Raw genomic sequence first — 21,813 nt, 5'->3', positions numbered from 1 at the left:
TATATCGGCAATACAATCTTATCCGGAGTTCAAAGGATACTATGAAAGAAAAACGGGAGAAGGAAAGCCTAAAATGAGTGTAATCAATGCTATTAGGAACAAAATTGTACTCAGGGCGGCAGCTGTCATAAATAAGCAGACACCATATATAAAAAATAGCGGAGCGGCGGCTTAAAAAAATAAAATTTATTTGTTAAAGTCATAACAATCCAAAACGTTCATCCAAGCATAATCAACGTAGCCTCTATTTACAACCACTACACAGCCCTTAGGAAATGAAATGGTCTTGGCTATCTTAGATTCATGTTGTTTACCATCTGTGATATGCACAAAACTTGGTATACAGCCATCATAATCAAGTATAGTATGAAGTTTAACAGCTTCCCTTAGCACTGCGGAATTTTGCCCAGTCAAATACACTCAAGCACAAGGGTATAATAGTAGCATCCATGAGAAATACTTTACGTTTGAGTCTATTAATCTCAGCGCGTCTAGGATAATTTCTATTCCATAAATGTTCCAAAAGTTTGTAATAAAGGTCTCGGAATAGGCGATGATCGCGATGTTTGTTGATGTAGGATAAATTGGACTTGCTGGGTGTCCTAGAGATACCCATGTGGCTCATGTTACCTGAAGTACTACGCAGACCATTAGAAATATCACGAACGGAATCCGCAGATGAAAGATGGCAGAAAAGCATACTAACAATATGTGTCCAACTGTTAATTCCTTTATGATGCCTGTCGCATTGGTACTTTTGAACCAATTTATTAAAAATGTCACGGTCTACTAGACCTAATATCTGAGAAAATACGTTTATATTTACCATGGCGGTAGTATTATTTTAGCGAATTAAATATAGCAATACCTGCTATATTAAACCACCGCCATTTTTCCCCTTATTTGGGACCCTTCTGTTAAAATTATATAAAATGTATTTCCTAACTTCCTCTCACAAACTTTTGTAAATCAATAACTTTAGGGATTAAATTCAAAATTACCAAACATTTCGACCATAGCGAACTGATCCAGTAACCATTTTCTTTCATCTTTCCCTTGCCCTTTCCAATCTTTATTGAATAAACCGTTTGATTCACGCATTTTATTCCATGCATGATCCAGATTGGCCTGCATGGTGTGTACATATTGTTTATTCTTATCAATATGATACAGCTCTGCAAAACCACGCGCCATCACAGCAATAAACCACATATTTCCCGATTTTAATAAGCGGGTGGGCTCTCCGGGCTGTGCATGATCTGTAAAAAATTCTTGGTAGGCACTCTTGGCGACCTGCTGAGCATCGGACAAATAGCGTTTCTCCGCCGTTAGGGTGTAAAGTAAGGCTCCCGCTTGAATCATTTGGCCAGAATTATAAGCATACTTCCTTTTATCGAGCTTCCCTTCCAGATTTATATTATCAAAATAGAGCGAATCCGACTTGTCCATTAAGTTTGTCTGCGTCCATTGATACAGTTGCTTTGCTAAATCTAAGTAATCTTGTTTTTTAGTAGCCTTATATAATTTTGCTAAATACACGATGCTCGGTGCATTTGAACAGGTATTCTTTGATTCCTTACGTTGTTCGCACCAATATATGCCTCCACCAAGTTTTTCGTCCATGCCGCTGGCCACAAATTGCCAAATTTCTTCGGCTTTGTGTAAATATCTTAACTCTTTTGTATGTAAGTATAGGTCGGTAAAATCAATACCCAACCAAACATTATCATCATAAAACCGATCCGAAGTCGGTGCGAAATTGACATAAGAGGCATACCCTGCGGGAGATCGCGTATCATAATATTTTTCCAAGCCTGGTAGCACACGCGTATCTATCTGCGCTTTGCTCGCCGGTAGATTATGCTGAGCATATAGCGCAACATGCGCCGATAATGAACCGGAATAGGGCCAGAGGTAGGCATAAGGATTTGCTCTGTTAGCTTGCTCCTGGCTCACTAAATAGTCGGCTTTGTAATTATCCTCAAAAGGATATGTTTCGCGCAAGAGCAGACTACCTGATACACCATAATATTTATAGATCGAATCAAGGGTCGCCTGCGCTCGTTCCATATTAGGATGTTTCTGGGCCTGTGCTTTATTGTAGGTCAGTATAAAAAATAAAAAAACAATAAAATGATTTTTTGCCATGATGCATCTAAAAAGGTTTTAGTAAAAAACAAGGCTCCACTACTAGAGCCTTGACTTGTTATTATTCGTATCCAGGATTTTGCTTCAAATTAGGATTGATCGCAATTTGGTTATTTGGAACTGGAAACAATTCTCTATTGGGGTCATTCGATGGATTGTGATCCCACCAAGCGGCCGTCGTGAATTTATTAAATCTTATTAGATCTGTACGTCGTTTGCCCTCAAAAATGAATTCGCGTCCGCGCTCGCTCAATAATTCATCCAACGTTAATGTAGCTGTAGTATATTGATTTGCTGGCCAAGTTGCAGTGGTGAACGCACGTTTTCGGGATTCGTTTATCAAGTTTACTGCTTCAGCATTTGCGACTCCATTATTCTTACGCATTAGCGCTTCGGCTTTATTAAAATAGATTTCTGTAAGGCGGTAAATAATGTAATCGTTTTCCTGATAATTTACATCATCCAAGGTGCCTGATTTGTATTTATGAAATCTTGCACCCGAGTTTTCTTCTCCTTCTGTCATACTACCCGGACTTGTCATATCTCCCTCACTCTCTCTTCGAATACTATTCACAAATACCAAGGGCTTATCATTATATTCCTCAGTACCCAACACAGGCGTAGTAGTGCCGTATTTATATTGAGGCCCAAACAAGAACCACTCCTTCTTACGCAAATCATTCTCTGCATAGGCATCAAATGCCGTCGGAATAACAACTAATGCATTCCAACCACCATATCCTACTTTCAATACTTCCTTCATATAGTCATATCCAAAGAAAAAACCACCCCAATCGAACGTAAATCCTGCTTTACGGCTGAATTGGAATTGAAATAATGATTCTGGATTGGCTGAATTGGTATTGCTAAATAAAGAGTTTAGGTCTGCCGACAATTGGGGTGCACCGCCAATTCCTCCACCTTGTCCACTGATGATCTTGTCACAAGCTGCAATACACTCATCCCACATAGCTTTTCCTACCCATTTTTCAGCATTGAGATAAAGCTCGGCCATCATTGCATAGCCTGCGGCACGGGAGACTTGTCCAATATTTGCTGCCGAGGTCAATGGTAACTTTTCAACGTTGTCTATAAGTTCTTGTTGCACAAATTCGAAAACTTCTGCTCGTGGGCGGGTTTCTGGGTTGATTGGATCTGCTACTTTGGTCGCAATAGGAACATTGCCCCACAAATCCATTATTTTTATATAATGGAAAGCACGTAAAACTTTCAGTTGGGCGACAATTTCACTCCTATCATCATCAGTAAATCCTTCTACGGTAGCCACATCTAAGGCTTCGATATCTTGAATAGCATTATTCACATAACCTACTCCTCCCCACATCAATGTCCAGACATTACGGAGTCTATTCTCATTACTCGTCCACGTGTGATAATGCAGGCGAATATGATCACCCCCATCGTAACCATGCCTTCCTTTCTGTGGCCATGCCAGCTGGTCCGCACTTAATTCAGAATGATAATAGTAGCCACTCTGCCCTGTGGGAGCATACCAGGCTTGCATGTGCGTGAAAGGACGCAATGCCGCTTGCATAACTTCTCGCTTGTTGTTATAAAAGTTGTCTTCTATTATACTGTTATATACTTTCTCTGTCAGGTCTGTACATGAATTAAAAAATCCAGAACAAGCTAATGCCACTGTGAAGAGAACTTTTTTATTTATCTTTTTCATCGTTCTTCTTTTTAAAAACCAATATTTAACCCAAATGTCCAAGATCTTGTTCTTGGATAAAATCCACGACTATCTATCCCCGCATCAAATCCTGTGTCTTGCAATTCTGGATCTAAACCTGAGTAGGAGGTAATAGTAGCAACATTTCTACCTGTAAGGTATACATATAGATTACGTACATAGTTTGTTTTTAATTTGAAATTGTAGCCTAAAGTGACGTTATCCAATTTGACGAAATTTCCATTTTCTAAGTAATAATCAGAATATTGCGGATCATCAATAATATCCCTATGCTTATCAAAAGCGGACTCCAACACGTTGTTTGGTATCCACTTCTGGTTGCCAAAAAACATATCTGCCGTATTTAAGATTTGATATTTGAATTTACCACGGAAGAACACCGTTAAATCAAAACCTTTATAAGTAAACCGATTACCCAAGGAAGCTTGATATTTAGGCACACCATTTCCTATATAAGTCAAATCCTCATTACTCATCTGTCCGGCTGTTCCTGTAGTACCATCGGCTTTATGAAATAACCATTTACCCTCATCGTTAATGCCAGCAAATCTTTTTCCATAGAAAGAGCCTATTTCCCCGCCTTCTTCCAAACGGATAGCGTCACCTAAATTACCTGGAGAAGGCAATCCACCAAATGGAAGCCAATCACTCTTGAAGGTTTCATTCGACATTTTTACCAATCTATTTTTTTGGTAATTACCAGCAAAATCAACGGTCCAGGTAAACTCATCATTCATAATCGGCATCGCTGTCAATTGCAATTCCACCCCCTTATTAGTCACTTCTCCGACATTGTACCAGATACTACCTGAAACATATGCGGGCTGTTGAGCCGTATATTGATTCAATAAATCTGTTGTTCTACGTGTATACACATCCACGGATCCCGTTAGGCGATTCGACCATAAACCAAAATCCAAACCTACATTTGTCTCTGCTTTTTGTTCCCACTTCAGATCTGGATTGGGGTTTTGCGTAGGACCATATGTTTGATAATACACACCATTTTGCGGATATACTCCTCCTGTACCTAATAATACTAAGGATTGATAATTTGGAAAGCCTTGATTTCCTGTCACACCGTATCCTGCTCTCAATTTTAGGTTGCTAAATACTTCTTTGTTGGTAAAGAATTCTTCATTGGTAATATTCCATCCTGCAGAAATCGCTGGGAAATTACCCCATTTGTTATTTTTCCCGAAGCGTGAAGAACCTTCCCTTCTTAATATTGCACTTACGAAATATCGATCAGCATAGTTATAATTTACACGTCCAAAAAATGCAATTAGAGTATTGTCATCCTTAAATGAACTCATCCCTGGTCTTGGTAATTGGACATTTGTCAATGCTGTACCAGCACCCATATTCCAATCTAAAAATGCATCTGATGTAAATCCATTATTAGACATATTGAAATTTTCCGCAGTACTGTATTGGTAGCTATATCCCAATAATCCGGTTACATTGTGCACATCATTAAAGGATTGGTTATAATCAATTGTCGTTTCAAAGGTTTTAGACCATGACAAATCATTACCTTTCCACGCATATCCCATACCTTGGTATTCGGATACTAACCGTTGGTCCCAATCTTTGATGGATCGATATTGTCTATTATTTGTAGCATTTCGAACATACGAGGCGAAGGTACTGATACTCAATGGGTCGATAATTTGAAGCTTCAGTCTGGCATCTCCAGAGAAAGTTTGCTGATCACGATCCTCAATACGATTAGCCATTCTGTCCAAAGGATTAAAGTTGTTATATCCTTGTGTCTGATAGAAGCTACCATCTTCATTATACAACGGTGCTGTAGGATTACGTTGTATTGCCTGTTCGAAATATTCGGTCTTTCCGCCCAATAAATCTGCTTTATTGAAATTGGCCGCTATATTCCCACTAAATGTAAGGCGACTATTTAATCCAGTTTGGCTGAAATTCACACGGCCGCCGAATTGATCTCGCTCATTTTTCTTGGCAATACCTTGCGCTTTTTCATAATTAATAGAAGCTCGGTATACAGAATTCTCCCCACCTCCGCTGGCCACAAAATTGTGGAACGTCGAAAAATTATTGTGATTAATCAATTCATCATACAAATCCGTATTACTTCCTAAATCTAATGTCGGTCTATCTAATCCTTCAATCACCAACGTACGGAACCGATCAGCAGAAAGCATATTAGGTCTTCTAGCGACAGCTTCTGTTTGAGCATAAGTATAATATTCAAAAGCAGAAGTTCCAGATTTACCTTTCTTGGTCGTAATCAAGATAACACCTCCATTACCTCTGGTACCATATATAGCAGCAGCCGAACCATCTTTCAACACATCTATAGACTCAATATCCCCTTGTTTAATCAGATCCAAATTTCCTCCAGGAATACCATCAATCACAATGAGTGGTGTATTACCCCCTTTGATCGAGGCCATACCTCTCAATTGGATACTTGTACCAGCATTAGGATTACTACCTTGTGTCCTTGTCACATTAAGACCAGCGACTTTACCTTGTACAAGATCGATCGGGCTTCGCATCCCCCCTTGGTTAAAGTCTTTCTCCTTCACAGAAGATACAGCTGAAGTGACTTCGCTCTTGCGCTGGGTACCATATCCAACTACTATTACCTCGTCAATCACCTCTTCCAAGGGAGTGAGTGAGAAAGAAATTTGCGTACCCGACACACTGCGTTCGGACACTTGGAAGCCTAAATATGTAGCCACCAATACAGCTCCATTTTGTGCCTGAATACTGAATCGGCCGTTTTCATCGGTTTGCGTAGAAACACTGCTTCCTTTCACCGTAATGGTAACGCCTGAGATAGCCTGGCCTGTTGATTGATTTACTACCCTTCCTTCTACAGTTTGTTGCTGTAGGCTATAATTTGGTAATCCCTCACCATTCCATGGCAAATGGGCATAAACTGGACTATAACTCGTAGCGAGTAAAGAAAAAGAGAGAACCCATAACTTTCCTTTTCTTAGTCTTAGTTTGTCTGTTTTCAACATATAGTATAAGTTAATTAGTTTATGTTTCGTTGGTAAAAAGCTACACGAATACGCAAATGCGATGTAGGACACAAAAGTTTGTTGTAATTTTCGTTTATAATTAGCACTAATTAAATCATTTTAATCGATTTAGCAAAGTAAAAAATCAATAAATGTTTTTTACACCCTGTCCAATTCCAGCTGAGCCATTAATTGCTATTCCCATCCTGAATTGGTAAATTTGATATTTTAACACAGAGAAATTGTATGAAAATCATCGCTATAGGCAGAAATTATATAGATCACGCTAAGGAATTAAACAATCCGGTACCCGAGTCCCCGGTAATTTTTATGAAGCCCGATACGGCAATTTTGAAAGACAACAAAGATTTTTATTTTCCTGAATTCTCTTCAGATATTCACTATGAATGTGAGGTTGTTTATCGAATTTGTAACGAAGGCAAGCATGTGTCCGCTAAGTTTGCGCATAAATATTATGATGCAGTGGGATTGGGTATTGATTTTACTGCGCGGGATATTCAGTCCAAGCATAAAGAGAAAGGATTACCTTGGGAATTGGCAAAAGCATTTGACCATTCTGCTGTGATCAGTAACCTAATTCCAAAAGAAGAGTTTGAGAACCTATCTGACATCAATTTTTCTCTACAGAAAAATGGTTCGGCTGTGCAAGTTGGGAACACTAAGGATATGATTTTCGATATTGATTCACTCATTGTATACATATCGAAATTTATTACGTTGCGCAAAGGAGATTTGATATACACGGGCACACCTGCGGGTGTCGGGCCAATAGCCATTGGTGATAAATTAGAAGGATACATCGACGACAATTTGATGTTTATCACACAAATAAAATAATATGAAGAAACTTGGCTTGTTCATGCTTGCGGTGGTGAGTAGCTACTCCTCCCTACAGGCACAAAACAAAGACATCATAAAATCTCGATCCTATCCACAAGGATATTTTCGCAATCCCTTGAATATTGCTATGGACGCTTCGGGCACTTTTGGTGAATTAAGAAGCACCCACTTTCATGCCGGAGACGATTACCGTACGCAGCAAAAAATAGGCTTGCCTTTATTTGCTGCAGCCGAAGGAGTTGTCTCACGCGTTCGCGTACAGATCGGAGGCGGTGGCAATGCGGTTTATATAGATCATCCAAATGGATATTCTACCGTCTATTTACATATGGACACCTTCAATGATGCGTTAACCAGTATAGTACGCGCGGAGCAATATAAGCAGCAGCGTTTTGATGTCGACATTACTTTGCAGACCACACAAGTCAAAGTAAGTAAAGGCCAGTACATTGGTAATGCAGGTAATACAGGAGCATCGGGTGGTCCTCATCTGCATTTCGAAATACGAGATAGCAAAACACAGCATCCATTGAATCCACAATTGTTTGGATTGCGTTTTGCCGACAAATTCAATCCGACCATCAATAGTCTTATGGTTTATGGTTTGGATGATCAGGCCTATATGTTTAACGAGTTCACAGCACGCAAGTCCTATGGGGTCAAGAGTGTTGGAAACGGGAAGTATAGCCTTTCTCAATCAGCTGCTATTCCCGTATTAGGGAAATTTGGCTTGGGAATTAACACCATTGATAGGCATCGTGCCGGAGGATTTCAGAATGGTGTATATTCGATTGAACTCTTTGTAGATGGACAACTTATTTCTACGGTAGTATTCGAAGAATTGGATTTCAACACTTCGCGTGGTATACATTCTTATATAGACTACCCGCATTGGAAAAAGACGAAAGCAAAAATCCAAAAATCCTTTAAAGATCCAGGAAATCCTATAGAAATATTCAAAGCATTGCACAATCAAGGCATCGTTGAATTAACAGAAAATAAGATCTATAATGCCAAATATGTGGTGAAGGACGTCGCAGGCAATTGCAGTGAACTGGATTTCAAATTGAACAATACAGTTACCAAAACCGCTAATACACAACCACTAAAAGGCAAGTTGCTGGCATATAACACCTCGCATACGATCACAACAGAGCATGCGCAGATAGAAATTCCTACAGGCGTGCTGTACAGCAATCTTGATTTTGTGTATGAAGAATTGCCGCAACCAAGAAATGGTTTTTCTACTTTGCACAAAGTGCATAATAATCTGACACCTTTATTCTCCACCTATAAACTTGCAATAAAACCCACAAACCTACCCTCTTATTTGGAAAGCAAAGCTTTAATTGCTTCCACCGACGGAGGAGCTGAGGGCGGCAAGTTTGAAGCGGGCTGGGTCACCGTCAATACGCGTAATTTTGGAGACTTCTATGTAGCTGTAGATACTATTGCGCCGACTATTACAGCCAGAAATCTTACCAACGGGAAAAATGTAGCAACACAAAGTAAAATAGATTTTACCATCGCTGACAATTTTTCGGGAATTCAATCCTTCAATGGATATATAGATAACAAGTGGGTACTGATGGAATATGATTCCAAGAATAGGCATCTATGGCACCGCTTTGACCCCTCGCTAGCCAAAGGCGAACATATATTCAAATTGATTGTTAAAGATTGGAAAGACAACGAAAGAGTTTACCAAGCGAAGTTTGTAAGGTAGAGAAACTAAATTAATATAATTATGTCATTAGAAATAGGCTCAACAGCACCGGAAATAACAGCAAAAAACCAAAATGGTGAAATCGTTAAGTTATCGGATTTCCGAGGAAAGAAAGTAATTTTATATTTCTATCCAAAAGACAATACGCCAGGATGTACGACTGAAGCGTGCAACTTCAGAGACAGCTATCAATTTCTTTTAGGCCAAGGTTTTGAAGTCTTGGGCGTAAGCACCGACAGTGAACAATCCCATCAAAAATTCATTACCAAATTTGAATTGCCATTCAATCTATTGGCCGATGAAGACCAAAAAATAGTCAATGATTACGGCGTATGGGTAGAAAAAAATATGTACGGAAAAAAATATATGGGCACAGCACGTACAACTTTCGTCATTAACGAAGAAGGAATCATCGAACACATCATCAAAAAAGTAGATAATAAGAATGCATCCCAGCAGATTCTGGATTTGTATGCTTAAATAAAGCATTGAAAGACATATTTTTGACCAAATATGTCTTTCATTTTTTAACCTCGTTTCAAACCAAACTCCTCCCTTGAAGTCTGACTTTTCTCATCAGCGGGATCCAGGGATAATACCCAAGAAATCAAACACCTTTATAATCTAAGTTCAAGTTTTGCCACTTTCACAACCTTTGTATATATTTGCTCCTTATGAGCAAACAAACAGACGACTTTTTCAAAAACATTATATCACACGCCAAAGAGTACGGTTTTGTATTCCCTTCAAGTGAGATTTATGACGGTTTGAGTGCCGTATATGATTACGGACAATTAGGTTCAGAATTAAAAAATAACCTGAAGACTTATTGGTGGAAATCCATGGTGCAATTGAACGAAAATATTGTAGGTATCGACGCCGCAATCTTCATGCACCCGACGACTTGGAAAGCTTCAGGTCACGTAGATGGATTCAACGATCCTATGATCGATAATAAAGATTCTAAAAAACGTTACCGTGCAGATCAATTGATCGAAGACAAAATCGATCGTTATGAAAAGGACGGTAAGACGGATAAAGCAGCACAACTTCAACAAGACCTTGACGATGCATTGAATGCGGATGATTTAGTGCGTCTAAAAACCATCATCGAGGAACACAATATCGTATGTCCGATTTCAGGAACTAAAAACTGGACTGAAGTACGTCAGTTCAATTTGATGTTTGATACACAAATGGGTGCTATGGCTGATGGTGCAGAAAAAGTATACTTGCGTCCAGAAACTGCGCAAGGTATTTTTGTTAACTTCCTCAACGTACAAAAAACAGGAAGAATGAAAATCCCTTTTGGTATTGCACAAATCGGTAAAGCATTCCGTAATGAAGTAATTGCACGTCAGTTCATCATGCGTATGCGTGAATTCGAGCAAATGGAATTACAATTCTTCGTTCGTCCGGGTACGGAAATGGAATGGTATAAAAAATGGAAAGAGACGCGATTGAAATGGCATTTGGCATTAGGCGCCGATCCTGCAAAATACCGTTATCATGACCACGCTAAGCTTGCGCACTATGCAAATGCAGCTGTAGATATCGAATACGAATTCCCGTTTGGATTCAAAGAGGTAGAAGGAATCCACTCACGTACGGATTTTGACTTGAAACAACATCAAGAATTTTCGAAAAAGAAAATGCAGTATTTCGATCCAGAGATTAATCAAAACTACATTCCTTATGTAGTAGAGACTTCGATTGGTTTGGATCGTCTATTCTTGACTGTATTAGCCAATTCATTAGTTCACGAAGATCTTTCAAGCGAAGAAAAACAAGATTCACGTGTAGTCTTGAAATTCCATCCCGCTATCGCACCAGTGAAAGCAGCTGTATTGCCATTGACCAAAAAAGATGGCCTTCCAGAAAAAGCGCGCGAGATAATGGCTGCGCTTAAATTGGATTACAACATTCAATATGATGAGAAAGATGCGATTGGTAAACGCTACCGCCGCCAAGATGCAATTGGTACGCCATACTGTATCACAGTGGATCACCAGTCATTAGAAGATAATATGGTGACCATCCGTCACCGCGATTCTATGGAACAAGAGCGTGTCGCTATCACTGATTTGAGTAGAATCATTGGTGAGCGCGTAAGCCTGACTAATTTGTTATCCCAACTAGCCTAACTAGAAGATTCTCTACAAGATAGATTAAAAAGAGTAGCATATTCAATTATGCTGCTCTTTTGTTTTATATTTTTACCAACAAGATAATTTTACATAAATAATTACGCTATTCAATTATCTACGTTAATTAAATAGAAATATATTTTATCATGAAAGTAAATATAAAAACCATATTGTTAAGTGCAGGTCTAGTGGTGGCAGGAATGGTTAACACACATGCTCAGCAACCCGTAAAAACAACTGGCAATAGCAATGCAGTAAACAAATGGGATTCGCCAGCTGGAACAACTCTAACAACTGAACAGCAGAAATTACAGGATGAAAGTAAGGCTGCTATCGCAGTTAGCCGTAATGCTGCTGCAAAAATCGAGAAAGAACGTATTAAGGCAGAAAAAGCGGCTACCAAGAGAGAGAAAGAAATAAAGAAACAGGCAAAAAGACTCGAAAAAGAACAGAAAGCGCGTAAAAAAGCGGCCAACAAATATGATAAAGCCGTAAAAAAAGCAGTAAGCATTGAGAAAAAGCTGGATAAGCAAAAATCAAAAGTGGAAAAAATGGAAGATGCTTTAGATAAAAAAATCCGTAGAAATAGAATATCGGATTTGGAACGTGAAAAAGAAATTATCAAAATCAGCAAAGCTCAGATTAAGATTTTCGAAATTGAGCGTGATTTGGAAAAAGCAAACAATTCTATTAAAAAGCTTAGATAGTCGAATTCGATCGTATAAAAAATAAAGGTTAAGTAGATGCTTAACCTTTATTTTTTTAGTATTGATTTTAAGATGTCAATATAAAACCGCACGCCCTTCTCTATCTCCTTTAAATAAATAAATTCATCGGCCGTATGCGAACGAGCTGAATCACCGGGTCCTACTTTAATAGAAGGAATAGGTAATAAAGCCTGATCACTCATCGTGGGACTGCCATATATCTTTTTACCTAGTTTTAAGCCCGCTTGTACTATTGGATGATCAACTGGGATAGTAGAAGGATTCAACCGCGTAGAGCGCGCTACTACCTGAGATTGTACCTGTGATTGGATGATCTCTAAAACTTCCTGATTGCTGTAAACATCCGTCGTACGAACATCCACTACATACTTACACTCCGCAGGTACCACATTATGTTGGGAGCCGGCATTGATGAGAGTTACAGACATTTTTACGGGACCAAGAAATTCTGATTCCTTTGGAAATGTATAAGAATTAAACCAGTTTATATCCGCAACAGCTTTATAAATAGCGTTTACGCCCTCTTCTCGCGCGGCATGTCCCGATTGTCCTATCGCTGTACAGTCCAACACCATTAAGCCTTTTTCTGCTACAGCCAAATCCAATAATGTCGGCTCCCCGACTATCGCAAATGCACAGGGAACGACATGTTTGTATGCCTCTTCAATACCATTTTTGCCAGAGATTTCTTCCTCCGCGGAAGCGATCAAACAAAGATTATACGCTAAATCTGAATCCGCATAATAATATAAAAAGGTAGCTATTAGCGCAACTAGACATCCTCCCGCATCATTTGATCCTAAGCCATATAGTTTACCGTCTTCAAAAATTGCTTCGAAAGGATCTTTTGTATAACCAGGATTCGGTTTTACGGTATCATGATGCGAATTGAGTAGAATAGTAGGCTTATTCTCATCAAAATATTTATTATAGGCAATGACATTATTCCCTACCTGATTATTTGAAATACCTCTATCGATAAGAAAATGACTAATACAATCGGCAGTCTGAGTCTCCTCCCTACTCAAAGAGGGAGTAGCTACAAGCTGTGCTAATAGCGCAGTACTTTCTTCTATTAATTGTTGAATGGACTTATTCATTATACAATCCACCAGCTTTTTTGGCTGATAATTTAATTCCTTTTATAAATGCGGAACTTAATCCATTATGCTCCATTTCGTTCAATCCAGCTATTGTACAGCCTTTAGGAGAGGTCACTTTATCGATTTCACTCTCCGGGTGATTTTGTGTCTGCAACAATAAATCTGCCGCACCTTTGGCTGTTTGTACCGCCATTTTTAAAGCATCGTGGGCGTGAAAACCAATTTCCACTCCACCTTGAGAAGCCGCACGGATAGCACGCAAGAAAAAGGCTATACCACAAGCACACAAGGCTGTAGCAGAAGTCATCAAGTCTTCCTGTATAACTACTACTGAACCCACTGCTTCAAATAACTTTTCTACGCGGGATACCGCCTCTTCGGGAGCAGAATCTGTCGCAATGCAGGTCATAGACTGACCTATGGCTATGGCTGTATTAGGCATAGCACGAACGACAATTTTATTTTCGCCTAAAACCTCTTTCACATCATGGCAACTAACGCCTGATGCTACAGAAACAATAATCTGATTGGGCACTACATTGGAAGAAATCTCCTGCATGACTTTTTTAAGCTGCTGCGGAAGAACAGCCAATACTATAATATCAGCACCTACAATAGCCTCTGCATTATCTGCACTGACACCAAAACCCTCCGCAGACTCTTCTGATAATGAGGCCAAACTTCGGCGAGTGAGTACGATATCTTCAGCTTGATAAATTGCGGATTTCACCAGACCTTTGGCAAGTGAAAAACCTATATTTCCCGATCCTATTATTGTTATTTTACTCATGGTTTAGGAATAAAAAGTTGATTATTTATTGACAAGACATGTTCCAAATTTTTGTTGTTGAAACAGGTGCAAGTTTGAAGCATTACCTACATATACAGATTTAACACCCTTATGTATCGCATCAAAGGCATTTTGCAATTTAGGAATCATTCCATCGCTGATGATGCCGCGCTCTCTATATGTTGTAAAATCTTTAGCCGTAATATTTTCAATAACTGAATTCTCATCATTTACATCCAGCAATACCCCATTTTTTTCGAAACAATAAATCAAAGATGCTTCATAATGATCCGCCATCGCCGTAGCTAAAGCCGAAGCAATGGTATCGGCGTTGGTATTCAACAGTTGCCCGCTACCATTGTGTGTAATAGCCGAAAATATAGGTGTAAAACCCGCATCCAAGAACTTTTTGATAGCCAGGGAGTTTACCGAGTCTGCCAAAATATCACCTGCATAACCGTAATCAATTTCTTTCACCGGACGTTTTACAGCCTTGATGACATTACCATCTGCCCCACTGAGCCCAATGGCATCACACAAATATTTTTGTAGCGTTGCTACTATTTTCTTGTTGGTAAGGCCTGCATAAACCATGGTTACCACATCAAGCATATCTTTGTCGGTAATGCGTCGGCCTTCTACCATTTGCGCTTCTAACCCTAATTTTGAAGCTAATCGCGTGGCAATTTTACCACCACCATGCACCAAAATTTTCTTTCCCGGAATGGCTGCAAATTTTTCCAAGAAAGTTTCTAATTGAATATCATCATCAATTACATTACCACCGATCTTAACAATATTCAATGTACTATTCGACATACTTATCTGCTTATTAATTTAGACTTTCTAACATTCTTTTTAATACCACTTGAGCCGCCCAAACGCGATTACTAGCTTCTTTGATCACAAGTGAATTAGGACCATCCAAAATCTCAGATGACAGCTCGAGATCACGACGTACAGGCAAACAGTGCATTACCTTCGCATCATTCGTCAGTTTCAACTTTTGATTGTCCATCATCCAGTTTTCGTTGACAGGATATACCTCGCCATATTCTTTGTAGGAAGACCAGTTTTTAACATAGACAAAGTCAGCATCAGCTAGTGCTTCATCCAGTTTATGAGTGATAGTAGCGCCTGTAGTAAATTCATCGGCTAGCTCATATCCAGCTGGATGAGCTATGGTGAAGTCCACCAAGCCCTGCTCCTGCGCTTTGGACATCCATTCGGCAAATGAATTTGGCACAGCTTGTGGCAATGCTTTCACATGCGGAGCCCATGCCAATACCACTTTAGGCTTAGCAATTTGCTTGTGCTCGGTTATCGTAATTAAGTCTGTCAAACTTTGTAAAGGATGACGTGTAGCACTTTCTAATGAAACAACGGGAACACCGCAAAATTTGATAAACTTATTGAACAAATCCTCATTGTAATCAGCTTCTTTATCTTTCAACGAAGGGAAGGATCGCAATCCCAATATATCACAATATTCGCCCATTACAGCTGCAGCTTCACGAATATGTTCGACAGTCGTCCCATTCATCACTACACCATCCTGAGTTTCTAGTGCCCAGCCATCTTTGTCCATATTCATCACCATCACATTCATCCCAAGATTTAGGGCTGCTTTTTGAGTACTAAGGCGTGTACGTAAGCTTGGATTTAAGAATACCAGACCCAACATCTTATGTTTACCGAGCGCTTCATGTGCATTCGGATTGGCCTTTAGCTCTAACGCTTCTTTGACGATAGCATCGAGGCTATCAACATCCGCTACTGAAAAAAACTTTTTCATTGATATATAATCTATGAATAATGAGTATTAAGCTTTTAGACGTTCGTCCAAAGCAGTTAAAAATCTATCTGCAATCTCTTTTGTTATGTTCAAAGCCGGTAGGATACGGATTACATTTGGCTTAGCTTCGCCGGTGAAAATTCTATTTTTCAACAATAGATCTTTTTTCACGTGTGCTAACTCCGTAGGCAAATCAATTCCAACCATTAATCCACGACCACGCACTTCTTGTACCTTATCAAATTTCTTCAATTCATCGATTAGATAAGCGCCAACAGAGGCAGCGTTCGCCAATAAATTATCTTGTTTGATAATATCCAATACCGCTACTGCGGCAGCACAAGCTAGGTGATTACCGCCAAAGGTTGTTCCCAACAATCCATAAGAAGCTTTAAACTTAGGGGCTATCGCGATACCACCAATAGGGAATCCATTGCCCATTCCTTTAGCCATGGAGTATATATCTGCCTCCACTTGGGCGTAATCGTGTGAATAAAAATCCCCCGTACGGCCATAGCCACACTGAACCGAGTCTGCTATATACACCGACCCATATTGGTCGCACAACGAACGTATTAATCTTAAGAATGAAACTGAAGCCTCACGAATACCACCAACACCTTGTATGCCTTCTATGATAACAGCCGCAATCTCATCACCGTATTCGGCGAATGCTGCTAAAAGAGCTTCTTCATCATTGAAGGGAAGGAATATAATATTATCAGTTTGATTGACAGGAGCTACTATGGCAGGATTATCAGTAGCCGCCACAGCTAATGAGGTACGACCATGAAAGGCTTTGTCAAAAGCGATTACCTTTTTGCGCCCTGTGTGAAATGATGCAAGTTTCAACGCATTTTCATTAGCTTCTGCTCCTGAATTACATAGGAATAAGGTATAATCCGCTTTGCCAGAGATCTCACCCAATTGTTGAGCTAATTGCTTTTGGATAGGGATCTCAATGGAATTAGAATAGAATCCAATATTATTCAATTGCTCTGTAATGGTCTTTACATAATGAGGATGTGTGTGTCCGATAGATATTACGGCGTGACCACCATATAGATCTAAAAATTCATTACCCTCCGCATCCCAAACTGTAGAACCCTCAGCCTTAACGATGTTAATAGGATTGATCGGGTAAACATTAAATAAATTCATTTCTAAAAATTAATAATAAAGTCGATGTACTCAACAAATACATGACAAATATAGTTATTTTACTCCCCTTATTGACGTAATTTCCTGCATATATATTTGCTTCACAGCGTATAAGTATATGGTTTGACAATCACATTAAGGACTTTTTCGACTTTATAAACGCACAAAAGCCTATCATCGCTGATGATAGGCTTTCATATAAGATTTTAAACTAAATACTAGTCTTTTTTCTCTTCAGTAGCAGGAGCTTCTTCTGTAGTAGCTGTTTCTTCAGCTTTTACTTCTTCAGCAACTTCTACTGTCTCAGCAGTCTCAGCAGCTTTTTTCTTAGAAGCACCACGGCGACGAGTAGCTTTTTTCTCAGTTTTAGCAGTTTTGCCATAAACTTCGTTGTAATCTACTAACTCGATGAATGCCATCTCCGCATTATCACCTAAACGGTTTTCTAATTTAATGATACGAGTGTAACCACCTGGACGCGTAGCAACTTTTTCAGATACTTCGCGGAATAAGATAGTAACAGCATCTTTATCCTTTAAATAAGCGAATACTGTACGACGAGAGTGAGTCGTGTCAGTTTTAGATTTAGTAATCAAAGGCTCTACATATTTACGTAATGCTTTAGCTTTAGCCAAAGTAGTAGTAATACGTTTGTGTTTGATCAATGACGTCGCCATGTTAGCTAACATCGCCTTACGGTGACTGTCAGTGCGGCCTAAGTGATTTACTTTTTTTCCGTGTCTCATTTTAGTTTTAGTTTTTGTGCATACCGTTCTTACTTGCTTTTGCTTTCGGAGGAATTATGCAACAGGTCGCTTAATTATTTAATTAATTATTATTCTTCGTCTAATTTGTATTTAGACAAGTTCATTCCGAATGATAAACCTTTCGATTTTACCAATTCCTGAATTTCGCTTAATGATTTTTTACCGAAGTTGCGGAATTTCAACATATCAGCCACGTCGTATGTTACTAACTCAGCCAATGTACGAATATCTGCAGCTTTCAAACAGTTCAGTGCACGAACAGAAAGATCTAAATCCACTAATTCAGTTTTCAAGATCTTACGCATATGTAAGATTTCTTCGTCTACTACTTTAGTTTCTTCTTTAGTTTGTGACTCTAACAACATATTTTCGTCAGAGAACAACATGAAGTGCTGGATCAAGATACGAGCAGCTTCTTTCAAAGCATCTTCTGGGTGAATAGAACCATCTGTAGAGATGTCTAACAACAATTTCTCGTAGTCAGTTTTTTGCTCTACACGGTAGTTTTCAATGGTATATTTCACATTCTTAATCGGAGTGTAGATAGAGTCAATAGCGATTACACCTACAGGACCATCAGTTACTTTGTTCTCTTCCGCATTTACATAACCGCGACCTTTTGATACAGATAATTCAACCTCTAAAGTGATTGAGCTATCCATGTTACAAATTACTAGGTCAGGGTTTAACACTGTAAAGTTGTTCGAAAACTTAGTGATATCACCAGCTTTGAATTGTTCTTGACCATTGATAACTACAAAGATTTTCTCGTTGTCTCCTTGCTCACCTGATTTTTGAAAACGTACTTGTTTCAAATTCAAGATGATCTCAGTTACGTCTTCCACTACACCTTTGATGGTAGAGAATTCGTGAGACACGCCAGAAATTCTAATCGACGTAATTGCATATCCTTCTAAAGAGGACAATAAAATACGGCGCAAAGCATTACCAATTGTTACACCAAAACCTGGCTCTAATGGACGAAATTCGAAAGTACCATCAAAATCCGTAGACTTTTGCATGATAACTTTATCCGGTCTTTGAAATGCTAAAATTGCCATTTATAATATTTTAATATTTTTTAACAATGAATATCATAATAGCATATGCATAACCTGATCTGAGGTTATGCATATTACTATTATTTATTATTTAGAGTACAACTCTACGATTAAGTTTTCTTTGATATTCTCAGGGATATCTGCTCTCTCTGGGAAAGAAATGAATCTACCAGTAAGATTTTTTGCATCCCATTCTAACCAACCATATTTGTTGATTGTTCTACCTGCTACTGAAGTAGTGATAGCTTCTAAAGTTTGAGAACGCTCACGCACCGCGATAACATCGCCTGGGCGTACGCTATATGATGGAATGTTAACAACATCGCCGTTAACAGTAATGTGCTTGTGTGATACTAATTGACGTGCAGCCGAACGTGTAGGAGCAATACCTAAACGGTAAACCACGTTATCCAAACGAGCTTCTAATAATTTCAAGAAGTTCTCACCTGTGATACCTTGTTTTGCTGACGCTTTTACGAATAAGTTAGAGAATTGACGTTCTAAAACACCGTAAGTATATTTAGCTTTTTGTTTTTCTAACAACTGAATAGCATATTCAGACTGCTTACCTCTTCTTTTAGATGGACCATGTTGTCCAGGAGGATAATTCTTTTTTTCTAATGCTTTATCAGGGCCGAAAATTGGCTCTCTGAATTTACGTGCAATTTTGGACTTTGGTCCTGTATATCTTGCCATTTCTTTTTCTGTTTGAAGTATCGATCAGCCTTTAACTGATGAATCTTATCTTAAACAATAATATTATTAAACTCTTCTGCGTTTTGGAGGACGACAACCGTTGTGAGGAAGTGGTGTAATATCTTTGATACTAGTCACATCAATACCTACAGTTTGTAATGTACGGATCGCTGATTCACGACCTGCACCTGGTCCTTTAACGAAAACTTCAACTTTACGTAACCCTAAGTCGTGAGCAACTTTACCACAGTCTGAAGCAGCTTGACCGGCAGCGTATGGAGTGTTCTTTTTAGAACCTCTGAAACCCATTTTACCAGCTGATGACCATGAAATAGTTTGACCTGAGTTATTTGTCAAAGTAATAATAATGTTGTTAAAAGTAGCATTGATATGAGCTTGTCCTACAGGCTCGATAACAACGATACGCTTTTTAGTAACTTTTTTACTTTTAGCCATTTTTTACTTATTATTTAGTAGCTTTTTTCTTGTTTGCAACTGTCTTACGTTTACCCTTACGAGTACGAGAGTTGTTTTTTGTACGTTGACCACGAACTGGTAAATGTTTACGGTGACGTAGGCCACGGTAACAACCAATATCCATCAAACGTTTGATGTTCAACTGAACTTCTGAACGTAAAGCACCTTCTACTTTAATTTCATCATTGATGATAGTACGAATAGCCGCTAATTGATCATCGTTCCACTCAGAAACTTTAACGTCTTGACTAATTCCTGCTTTATCCAAGATATAAGCAGCAGTGGCACGACCAACACCGAAAATGTAGGTAAGGCCAATAACACCTCTTTTGTTTTTAGGTAAATCTATACCTGATATCCTTGCCATATAATTTTTTAAGCGATTTTGTTAATTAATTATCCCTGACGTTGTTTGAATTTAGGGTTCTTTTTGTTGATCACAAAAATCTTTCCTTTACGACGGATGATTTTACAGTCCGCGCTACGTTTTTTTACTGATGCTCTTACTTTCATTGTAATAAATTGTTAAAGCTCTTCGCAGAGCGCTATCTTATTTATAACGATATGTTATTCTACCTTTTGTTAAATCATAAGGTGACATCTCTAATTTCACTTTGTCTCCTGGAAGAATTTTGATGTAGTGCATACGCATTTTACCCGAAATATGAGCAATAATCTCATGCCCATTTTCCAATTCTACACGAAACATAGCATTAGATAATGCTTCTCTGATAACTCCGTCTTGTTCTATTGAGGCTTGTTTAGCCATATATCAATTCTTATTTACGTTTCAACAACCTGCACTTAACAGGAGTGCAAAGATAAACAAAAAATATTGTATGCCAACTATTTTTTGTTTAAAACTTTTTCAATTTCATCAAAATTCAACAACACATCCGGCCTACCTTTTCGAATGGCTACCATCTGTTCAAAGTGTGCAGATAATTTGCCGTCCACTGTACTCACCGTCCAACCATCATCCCAAAACTTAACACCAGCCTTGCCGGCATTAATCATCGGCTCTATACATATGACTAAGCCCGATTCTAACTTCGGTCCTGCACCTCGTTTACCGTAATTCGGAACTTCAGGTTTTTCATGTAGGTGTAGACCCACACCATGACCTACTAGTTCACGTACGATACCGAAGTTGTAAGGTTGCACATATTCTTGAATTGCTGATGAAATATCCCCCACACGTCTGCCCGCAACAGCCTGTTCCACTCCTTTTTGCAAAGAAGCTTTAGTTACGTCTAATAGTAATTGGGCTTCCTCTGATATTTCACCTATCCCAAATGTATAAGCCGAGTCTGATATAAAACCATTTAGGTTTACCCCCCCATCTACAGAAACTAGATCACCATCCTTGATGATGTAGTCACTAGGGAAACCATGCACGATTTGATCATTAACCGAGATACATAAAGAATAAGGAAAACCGTGATAATTGAGAAATGCTGGTGTACCACCATGATCATGGATATAGTCATAAGCTAACTTATCCAATGAAAGTGTAGTAACTCCAGGTTTGATTACCTTGGCGATTTCAGCAAGTAAATTCGAGAGTACATTTGCTGACTCTCGAATTTGCTCGATTTGTTCTTCTGTTTTATAAATTACTTTAGACATCT

The 21,813-nt window shown here is 38.9% G+C and carries 23 protein-coding genes; 5 read left to right on the top strand and 18 right to left on the bottom strand.

Going from position 1 to position 21,813, the window contains the following annotated elements:
* Positions 1 to 186: 186 nt before the first annotated feature.
* From EDC17_RS17620 to EDC17_RS10170, 5 genes are all read right to left on the bottom strand, one after another.
* Positions 187 to 330, bottom strand: a complete 144-nt coding sequence (locus EDC17_RS17620) for a hypothetical protein (RefSeq protein ID WP_394343357.1) — start codon at positions 328 to 330, stop codon at positions 187 to 189.
* Between the two features lie 43 nt (positions 331 to 373).
* The gene (locus EDC17_RS10185; RefSeq protein WP_132777978.1) at positions 374 to 829 is read right to left on the bottom strand and encodes a DUF4372 domain-containing protein; all 456 of its coding nucleotides are present in this window, start codon (positions 827 to 829) and stop codon (positions 374 to 376) included.
* 149 nt (positions 830 to 978) lie between these two features.
* Positions 979 to 2,148, bottom strand: coding sequence for a glycoside hydrolase family 76 protein (locus EDC17_RS10180; RefSeq protein ID WP_132777977.1), 1,170 nt, complete (start codon positions 2,146 to 2,148; stop codon positions 979 to 981).
* A 61-nt stretch (positions 2,149 to 2,209) separates the two neighbouring features.
* Positions 2,210 to 3,841 (bottom strand): RagB/SusD family nutrient uptake outer membrane protein, encoded by a 1,632-nt coding sequence (locus EDC17_RS10175; protein ID WP_132777976.1) that lies wholly within the window; start codon positions 3,839 to 3,841, stop codon positions 2,210 to 2,212.
* A gap of 11 nt (positions 3,842 to 3,852) precedes the next feature.
* On the bottom strand, positions 3,853 to 6,870 hold the full coding sequence (locus tag EDC17_RS10170) for a SusC/RagA family TonB-linked outer membrane protein (protein WP_132777975.1): 3,018 nt from the start codon (positions 6,868 to 6,870) through the stop codon (positions 3,853 to 3,855).
* A 246-nt stretch (positions 6,871 to 7,116) separates the two neighbouring features.
* Between EDC17_RS10170 and EDC17_RS10165 the strand changes: the two genes are divergently transcribed.
* The 5 genes from EDC17_RS10165 (at position 7,117) to EDC17_RS10145 (ending at position 12,311) form a co-directional block, all read left to right on the top strand.
* Positions 7,117 to 7,728 carry a fumarylacetoacetate hydrolase family protein gene (locus EDC17_RS10165; protein ID WP_132777974.1) on the top strand — a complete coding sequence of 204 codons (612 nt, stop codon included), beginning with the start codon at positions 7,117 to 7,119 and terminating at the stop codon, positions 7,726 to 7,728.
* A 1-nt stretch (position 7,729) separates the two neighbouring features.
* Positions 7,730 to 9,457 carry a M23 family metallopeptidase gene (locus tag EDC17_RS10160; protein ID WP_132777973.1) on the top strand — a complete coding sequence of 576 codons (1,728 nt, stop codon included), beginning with the start codon at positions 7,730 to 7,732 and terminating at the stop codon, positions 9,455 to 9,457.
* Between the two features lie 18 nt (positions 9,458 to 9,475).
* The gene (gene bcp, locus EDC17_RS10155) at positions 9,476 to 9,937 is read left to right on the top strand and encodes a thioredoxin-dependent thiol peroxidase (protein WP_132777972.1); all 462 of its coding nucleotides are present in this window, start codon (positions 9,476 to 9,478) and stop codon (positions 9,935 to 9,937) included.
* Between the two features lie 194 nt (positions 9,938 to 10,131).
* On the top strand, positions 10,132 to 11,601 hold the full coding sequence (locus tag EDC17_RS10150) for a glycine--tRNA ligase (protein ID WP_132777971.1): 1,470 nt from the start codon (positions 10,132 to 10,134) through the stop codon (positions 11,599 to 11,601).
* Between the two features lie 149 nt (positions 11,602 to 11,750).
* Positions 11,751 to 12,311, top strand: a complete 561-nt coding sequence (locus EDC17_RS10145; protein ID WP_132777970.1) for a hypothetical protein — start codon at positions 11,751 to 11,753, stop codon at positions 12,309 to 12,311.
* A 47-nt stretch (positions 12,312 to 12,358) separates the two neighbouring features.
* Here EDC17_RS10145 and EDC17_RS10140 read toward each other — a convergent pair whose 3' ends face one another.
* From EDC17_RS10140 to map, 13 genes are all read right to left on the bottom strand, one after another.
* Positions 12,359 to 13,432: a M20 family metallo-hydrolase gene (locus EDC17_RS10140; protein WP_132777969.1), complete on the bottom strand. Its 1,074-nt coding sequence runs from the start codon at positions 13,430 to 13,432 to the stop codon at positions 12,359 to 12,361.
* The gene (proC, locus tag EDC17_RS10135) at positions 13,425 to 14,225 is read right to left on the bottom strand and encodes a pyrroline-5-carboxylate reductase (protein ID WP_132777968.1); all 801 of its coding nucleotides are present in this window, start codon (positions 14,223 to 14,225) and stop codon (positions 13,425 to 13,427) included. Before proC ends, EDC17_RS10140 begins: the two co-directional genes overlap by 8 nt.
* Positions 14,226 to 14,246: 21 nt before the next feature.
* Positions 14,247 to 15,044, bottom strand: coding sequence for an acetylglutamate kinase (gene argB, locus EDC17_RS10130; RefSeq protein WP_132777967.1), 798 nt, complete (start codon positions 15,042 to 15,044; stop codon positions 14,247 to 14,249).
* A gap of 13 nt (positions 15,045 to 15,057) precedes the next feature.
* Positions 15,058 to 16,020 (bottom strand): Rossmann-fold NAD(P)-binding domain-containing protein, encoded by a 963-nt coding sequence (locus EDC17_RS10125; protein WP_132777966.1) that lies wholly within the window; start codon positions 16,018 to 16,020, stop codon positions 15,058 to 15,060.
* Between the two features lie 27 nt (positions 16,021 to 16,047).
* Positions 16,048 to 17,181 carry an aspartate aminotransferase family protein gene (locus tag EDC17_RS10120; protein WP_132777965.1) on the bottom strand — a complete coding sequence of 378 codons (1,134 nt, stop codon included), beginning with the start codon at positions 17,179 to 17,181 and terminating at the stop codon, positions 16,048 to 16,050.
* Between the two features lie 218 nt (positions 17,182 to 17,399).
* Positions 17,400 to 17,927 carry a 50S ribosomal protein L17 gene (rplQ, locus tag EDC17_RS10115; RefSeq protein WP_132777964.1) on the bottom strand — a complete coding sequence of 176 codons (528 nt, stop codon included), beginning with the start codon at positions 17,925 to 17,927 and terminating at the stop codon, positions 17,400 to 17,402.
* 89 nt (positions 17,928 to 18,016) lie between these two features.
* Positions 18,017 to 19,009 (bottom strand): DNA-directed RNA polymerase subunit alpha, encoded by a 993-nt coding sequence (locus tag EDC17_RS10110; protein ID WP_132777963.1) that lies wholly within the window; start codon positions 19,007 to 19,009, stop codon positions 18,017 to 18,019.
* A gap of 87 nt (positions 19,010 to 19,096) precedes the next feature.
* Positions 19,097 to 19,705: a 30S ribosomal protein S4 gene (gene rpsD, locus EDC17_RS10105; protein WP_132777962.1), complete on the bottom strand. Its 609-nt coding sequence runs from the start codon at positions 19,703 to 19,705 to the stop codon at positions 19,097 to 19,099.
* A gap of 66 nt (positions 19,706 to 19,771) precedes the next feature.
* Positions 19,772 to 20,161, bottom strand: coding sequence for a 30S ribosomal protein S11 (gene rpsK, locus EDC17_RS10100; protein WP_132777961.1), 390 nt, complete (start codon positions 20,159 to 20,161; stop codon positions 19,772 to 19,774).
* 10 nt (positions 20,162 to 20,171) lie between these two features.
* Positions 20,172 to 20,549 (bottom strand): 30S ribosomal protein S13, encoded by a 378-nt coding sequence (gene rpsM / locus EDC17_RS10095; protein WP_132777960.1) that lies wholly within the window; start codon positions 20,547 to 20,549, stop codon positions 20,172 to 20,174.
* 29 nt (positions 20,550 to 20,578) lie between these two features.
* Positions 20,579 to 20,695: a type B 50S ribosomal protein L36 gene (gene ykgO, locus EDC17_RS10090; RefSeq protein WP_021071232.1), complete on the bottom strand. Its 117-nt coding sequence runs from the start codon at positions 20,693 to 20,695 to the stop codon at positions 20,579 to 20,581.
* 37 nt (positions 20,696 to 20,732) lie between these two features.
* On the bottom strand, positions 20,733 to 20,951 hold the full coding sequence (gene infA, locus EDC17_RS10085) for a translation initiation factor IF-1 (RefSeq protein WP_010599888.1): 219 nt from the start codon (positions 20,949 to 20,951) through the stop codon (positions 20,733 to 20,735).
* A gap of 77 nt (positions 20,952 to 21,028) precedes the next feature.
* Positions 21,029 to 21,811, bottom strand: a complete 783-nt coding sequence (gene map, locus EDC17_RS10080; protein WP_132777959.1) for a type I methionyl aminopeptidase — start codon at positions 21,809 to 21,811, stop codon at positions 21,029 to 21,031.
* Positions 21,812 to 21,813: the final 2 nt, after the last annotated feature.

This window comes from Sphingobacterium alimentarium (assembly GCF_004342685.1).
Classification (GTDB): Bacteria; Bacteroidota; Bacteroidia; order Sphingobacteriales; family Sphingobacteriaceae; genus Sphingobacterium; species Sphingobacterium alimentarium.
This window is presented reverse-complemented; position numbering and strand designations above follow the sequence as displayed.

Excerpts from the sequence above, each read along its gene's own strand:
- EDC17_RS10185 (WP_132777978.1), bottom strand. The coding sequence starts at position 829 with ATGGTAAATATAAACGTATTTTCTCAGATATTAGGTCTAGTAGACCGT.
- EDC17_RS10180 (WP_132777977.1), bottom strand. The coding sequence starts at position 2,148 with ATGGCAAAAAATCATTTTATTGTTTTTTTATTTTTTATACTGACCTAC.
- EDC17_RS10175 (WP_132777976.1), bottom strand. The coding sequence starts at position 3,841 with ATGAAAAAGATAAATAAAAAAGTTCTCTTCACAGTGGCATTAGCTTGT.
- EDC17_RS10170 (WP_132777975.1), bottom strand. The coding sequence starts at position 6,870 with ATGTTGAAAACAGACAAACTAAGACTAAGAAAAGGAAAGTTATGGGTT.
- EDC17_RS10165 (WP_132777974.1), top strand. The coding sequence starts at position 7,117 with ATGAAAATCATCGCTATAGGCAGAAATTATATAGATCACGCTAAGGAA.
- EDC17_RS10160 (WP_132777973.1), top strand. The coding sequence starts at position 7,730 with ATGAAGAAACTTGGCTTGTTCATGCTTGCGGTGGTGAGTAGCTACTCC.
- EDC17_RS10150 (WP_132777971.1), top strand. The coding sequence starts at position 10,132 with ATGAGCAAACAAACAGACGACTTTTTCAAAAACATTATATCACACGCC.
- EDC17_RS10145 (WP_132777970.1), top strand. The coding sequence starts at position 11,751 with ATGAAAGTAAATATAAAAACCATATTGTTAAGTGCAGGTCTAGTGGTG.
- EDC17_RS10140 (WP_132777969.1), bottom strand. The coding sequence starts at position 13,432 with ATGAATAAGTCCATTCAACAATTAATAGAAGAAAGTACTGCGCTATTA.
- proC (WP_132777968.1), bottom strand. The coding sequence starts at position 14,225 with ATGAGTAAAATAACAATAATAGGATCGGGAAATATAGGTTTTTCACTT.
- argB (WP_132777967.1), bottom strand. The coding sequence starts at position 15,044 with ATGTCGAATAGTACATTGAATATTGTTAAGATCGGTGGTAATGTAATT.
- EDC17_RS10125 (WP_132777966.1), bottom strand. The coding sequence starts at position 16,020 with ATGAAAAAGTTTTTTTCAGTAGCGGATGTTGATAGCCTCGATGCTATC.
- EDC17_RS10120 (WP_132777965.1), bottom strand. The coding sequence starts at position 17,181 with ATGAATTTATTTAATGTTTACCCGATCAATCCTATTAACATCGTTAAG.
- rplQ (WP_132777964.1), bottom strand. The coding sequence starts at position 17,927 with ATGAGACACGGAAAAAAAGTAAATCACTTAGGCCGCACTGACAGTCAC.
- EDC17_RS10110 (WP_132777963.1), bottom strand. The coding sequence starts at position 19,009 with ATGGCAATTTTAGCATTTCAAAGACCGGATAAAGTTATCATGCAAAAG.
- rpsD (WP_132777962.1), bottom strand. The coding sequence starts at position 19,705 with ATGGCAAGATATACAGGACCAAAGTCCAAAATTGCACGTAAATTCAGA.
- rpsK (WP_132777961.1), bottom strand. The coding sequence starts at position 20,161 with ATGGCTAAAAGTAAAAAAGTTACTAAAAAGCGTATCGTTGTTATCGAG.
- rpsM (WP_132777960.1), bottom strand. The coding sequence starts at position 20,549 with ATGGCAAGGATATCAGGTATAGATTTACCTAAAAACAAAAGAGGTGTT.
- ykgO (WP_021071232.1), bottom strand. The coding sequence starts at position 20,695 with ATGAAAGTAAGAGCATCAGTAAAAAAACGTAGCGCGGACTGTAAAATC.
- infA (WP_010599888.1), bottom strand. The coding sequence starts at position 20,951 with ATGGCTAAACAAGCCTCAATAGAACAAGACGGAGTTATCAGAGAAGCA.
- map (WP_132777959.1), bottom strand. The coding sequence starts at position 21,811 with ATGTCTAAAGTAATTTATAAAACAGAAGAACAAATCGAGCAAATTCGA.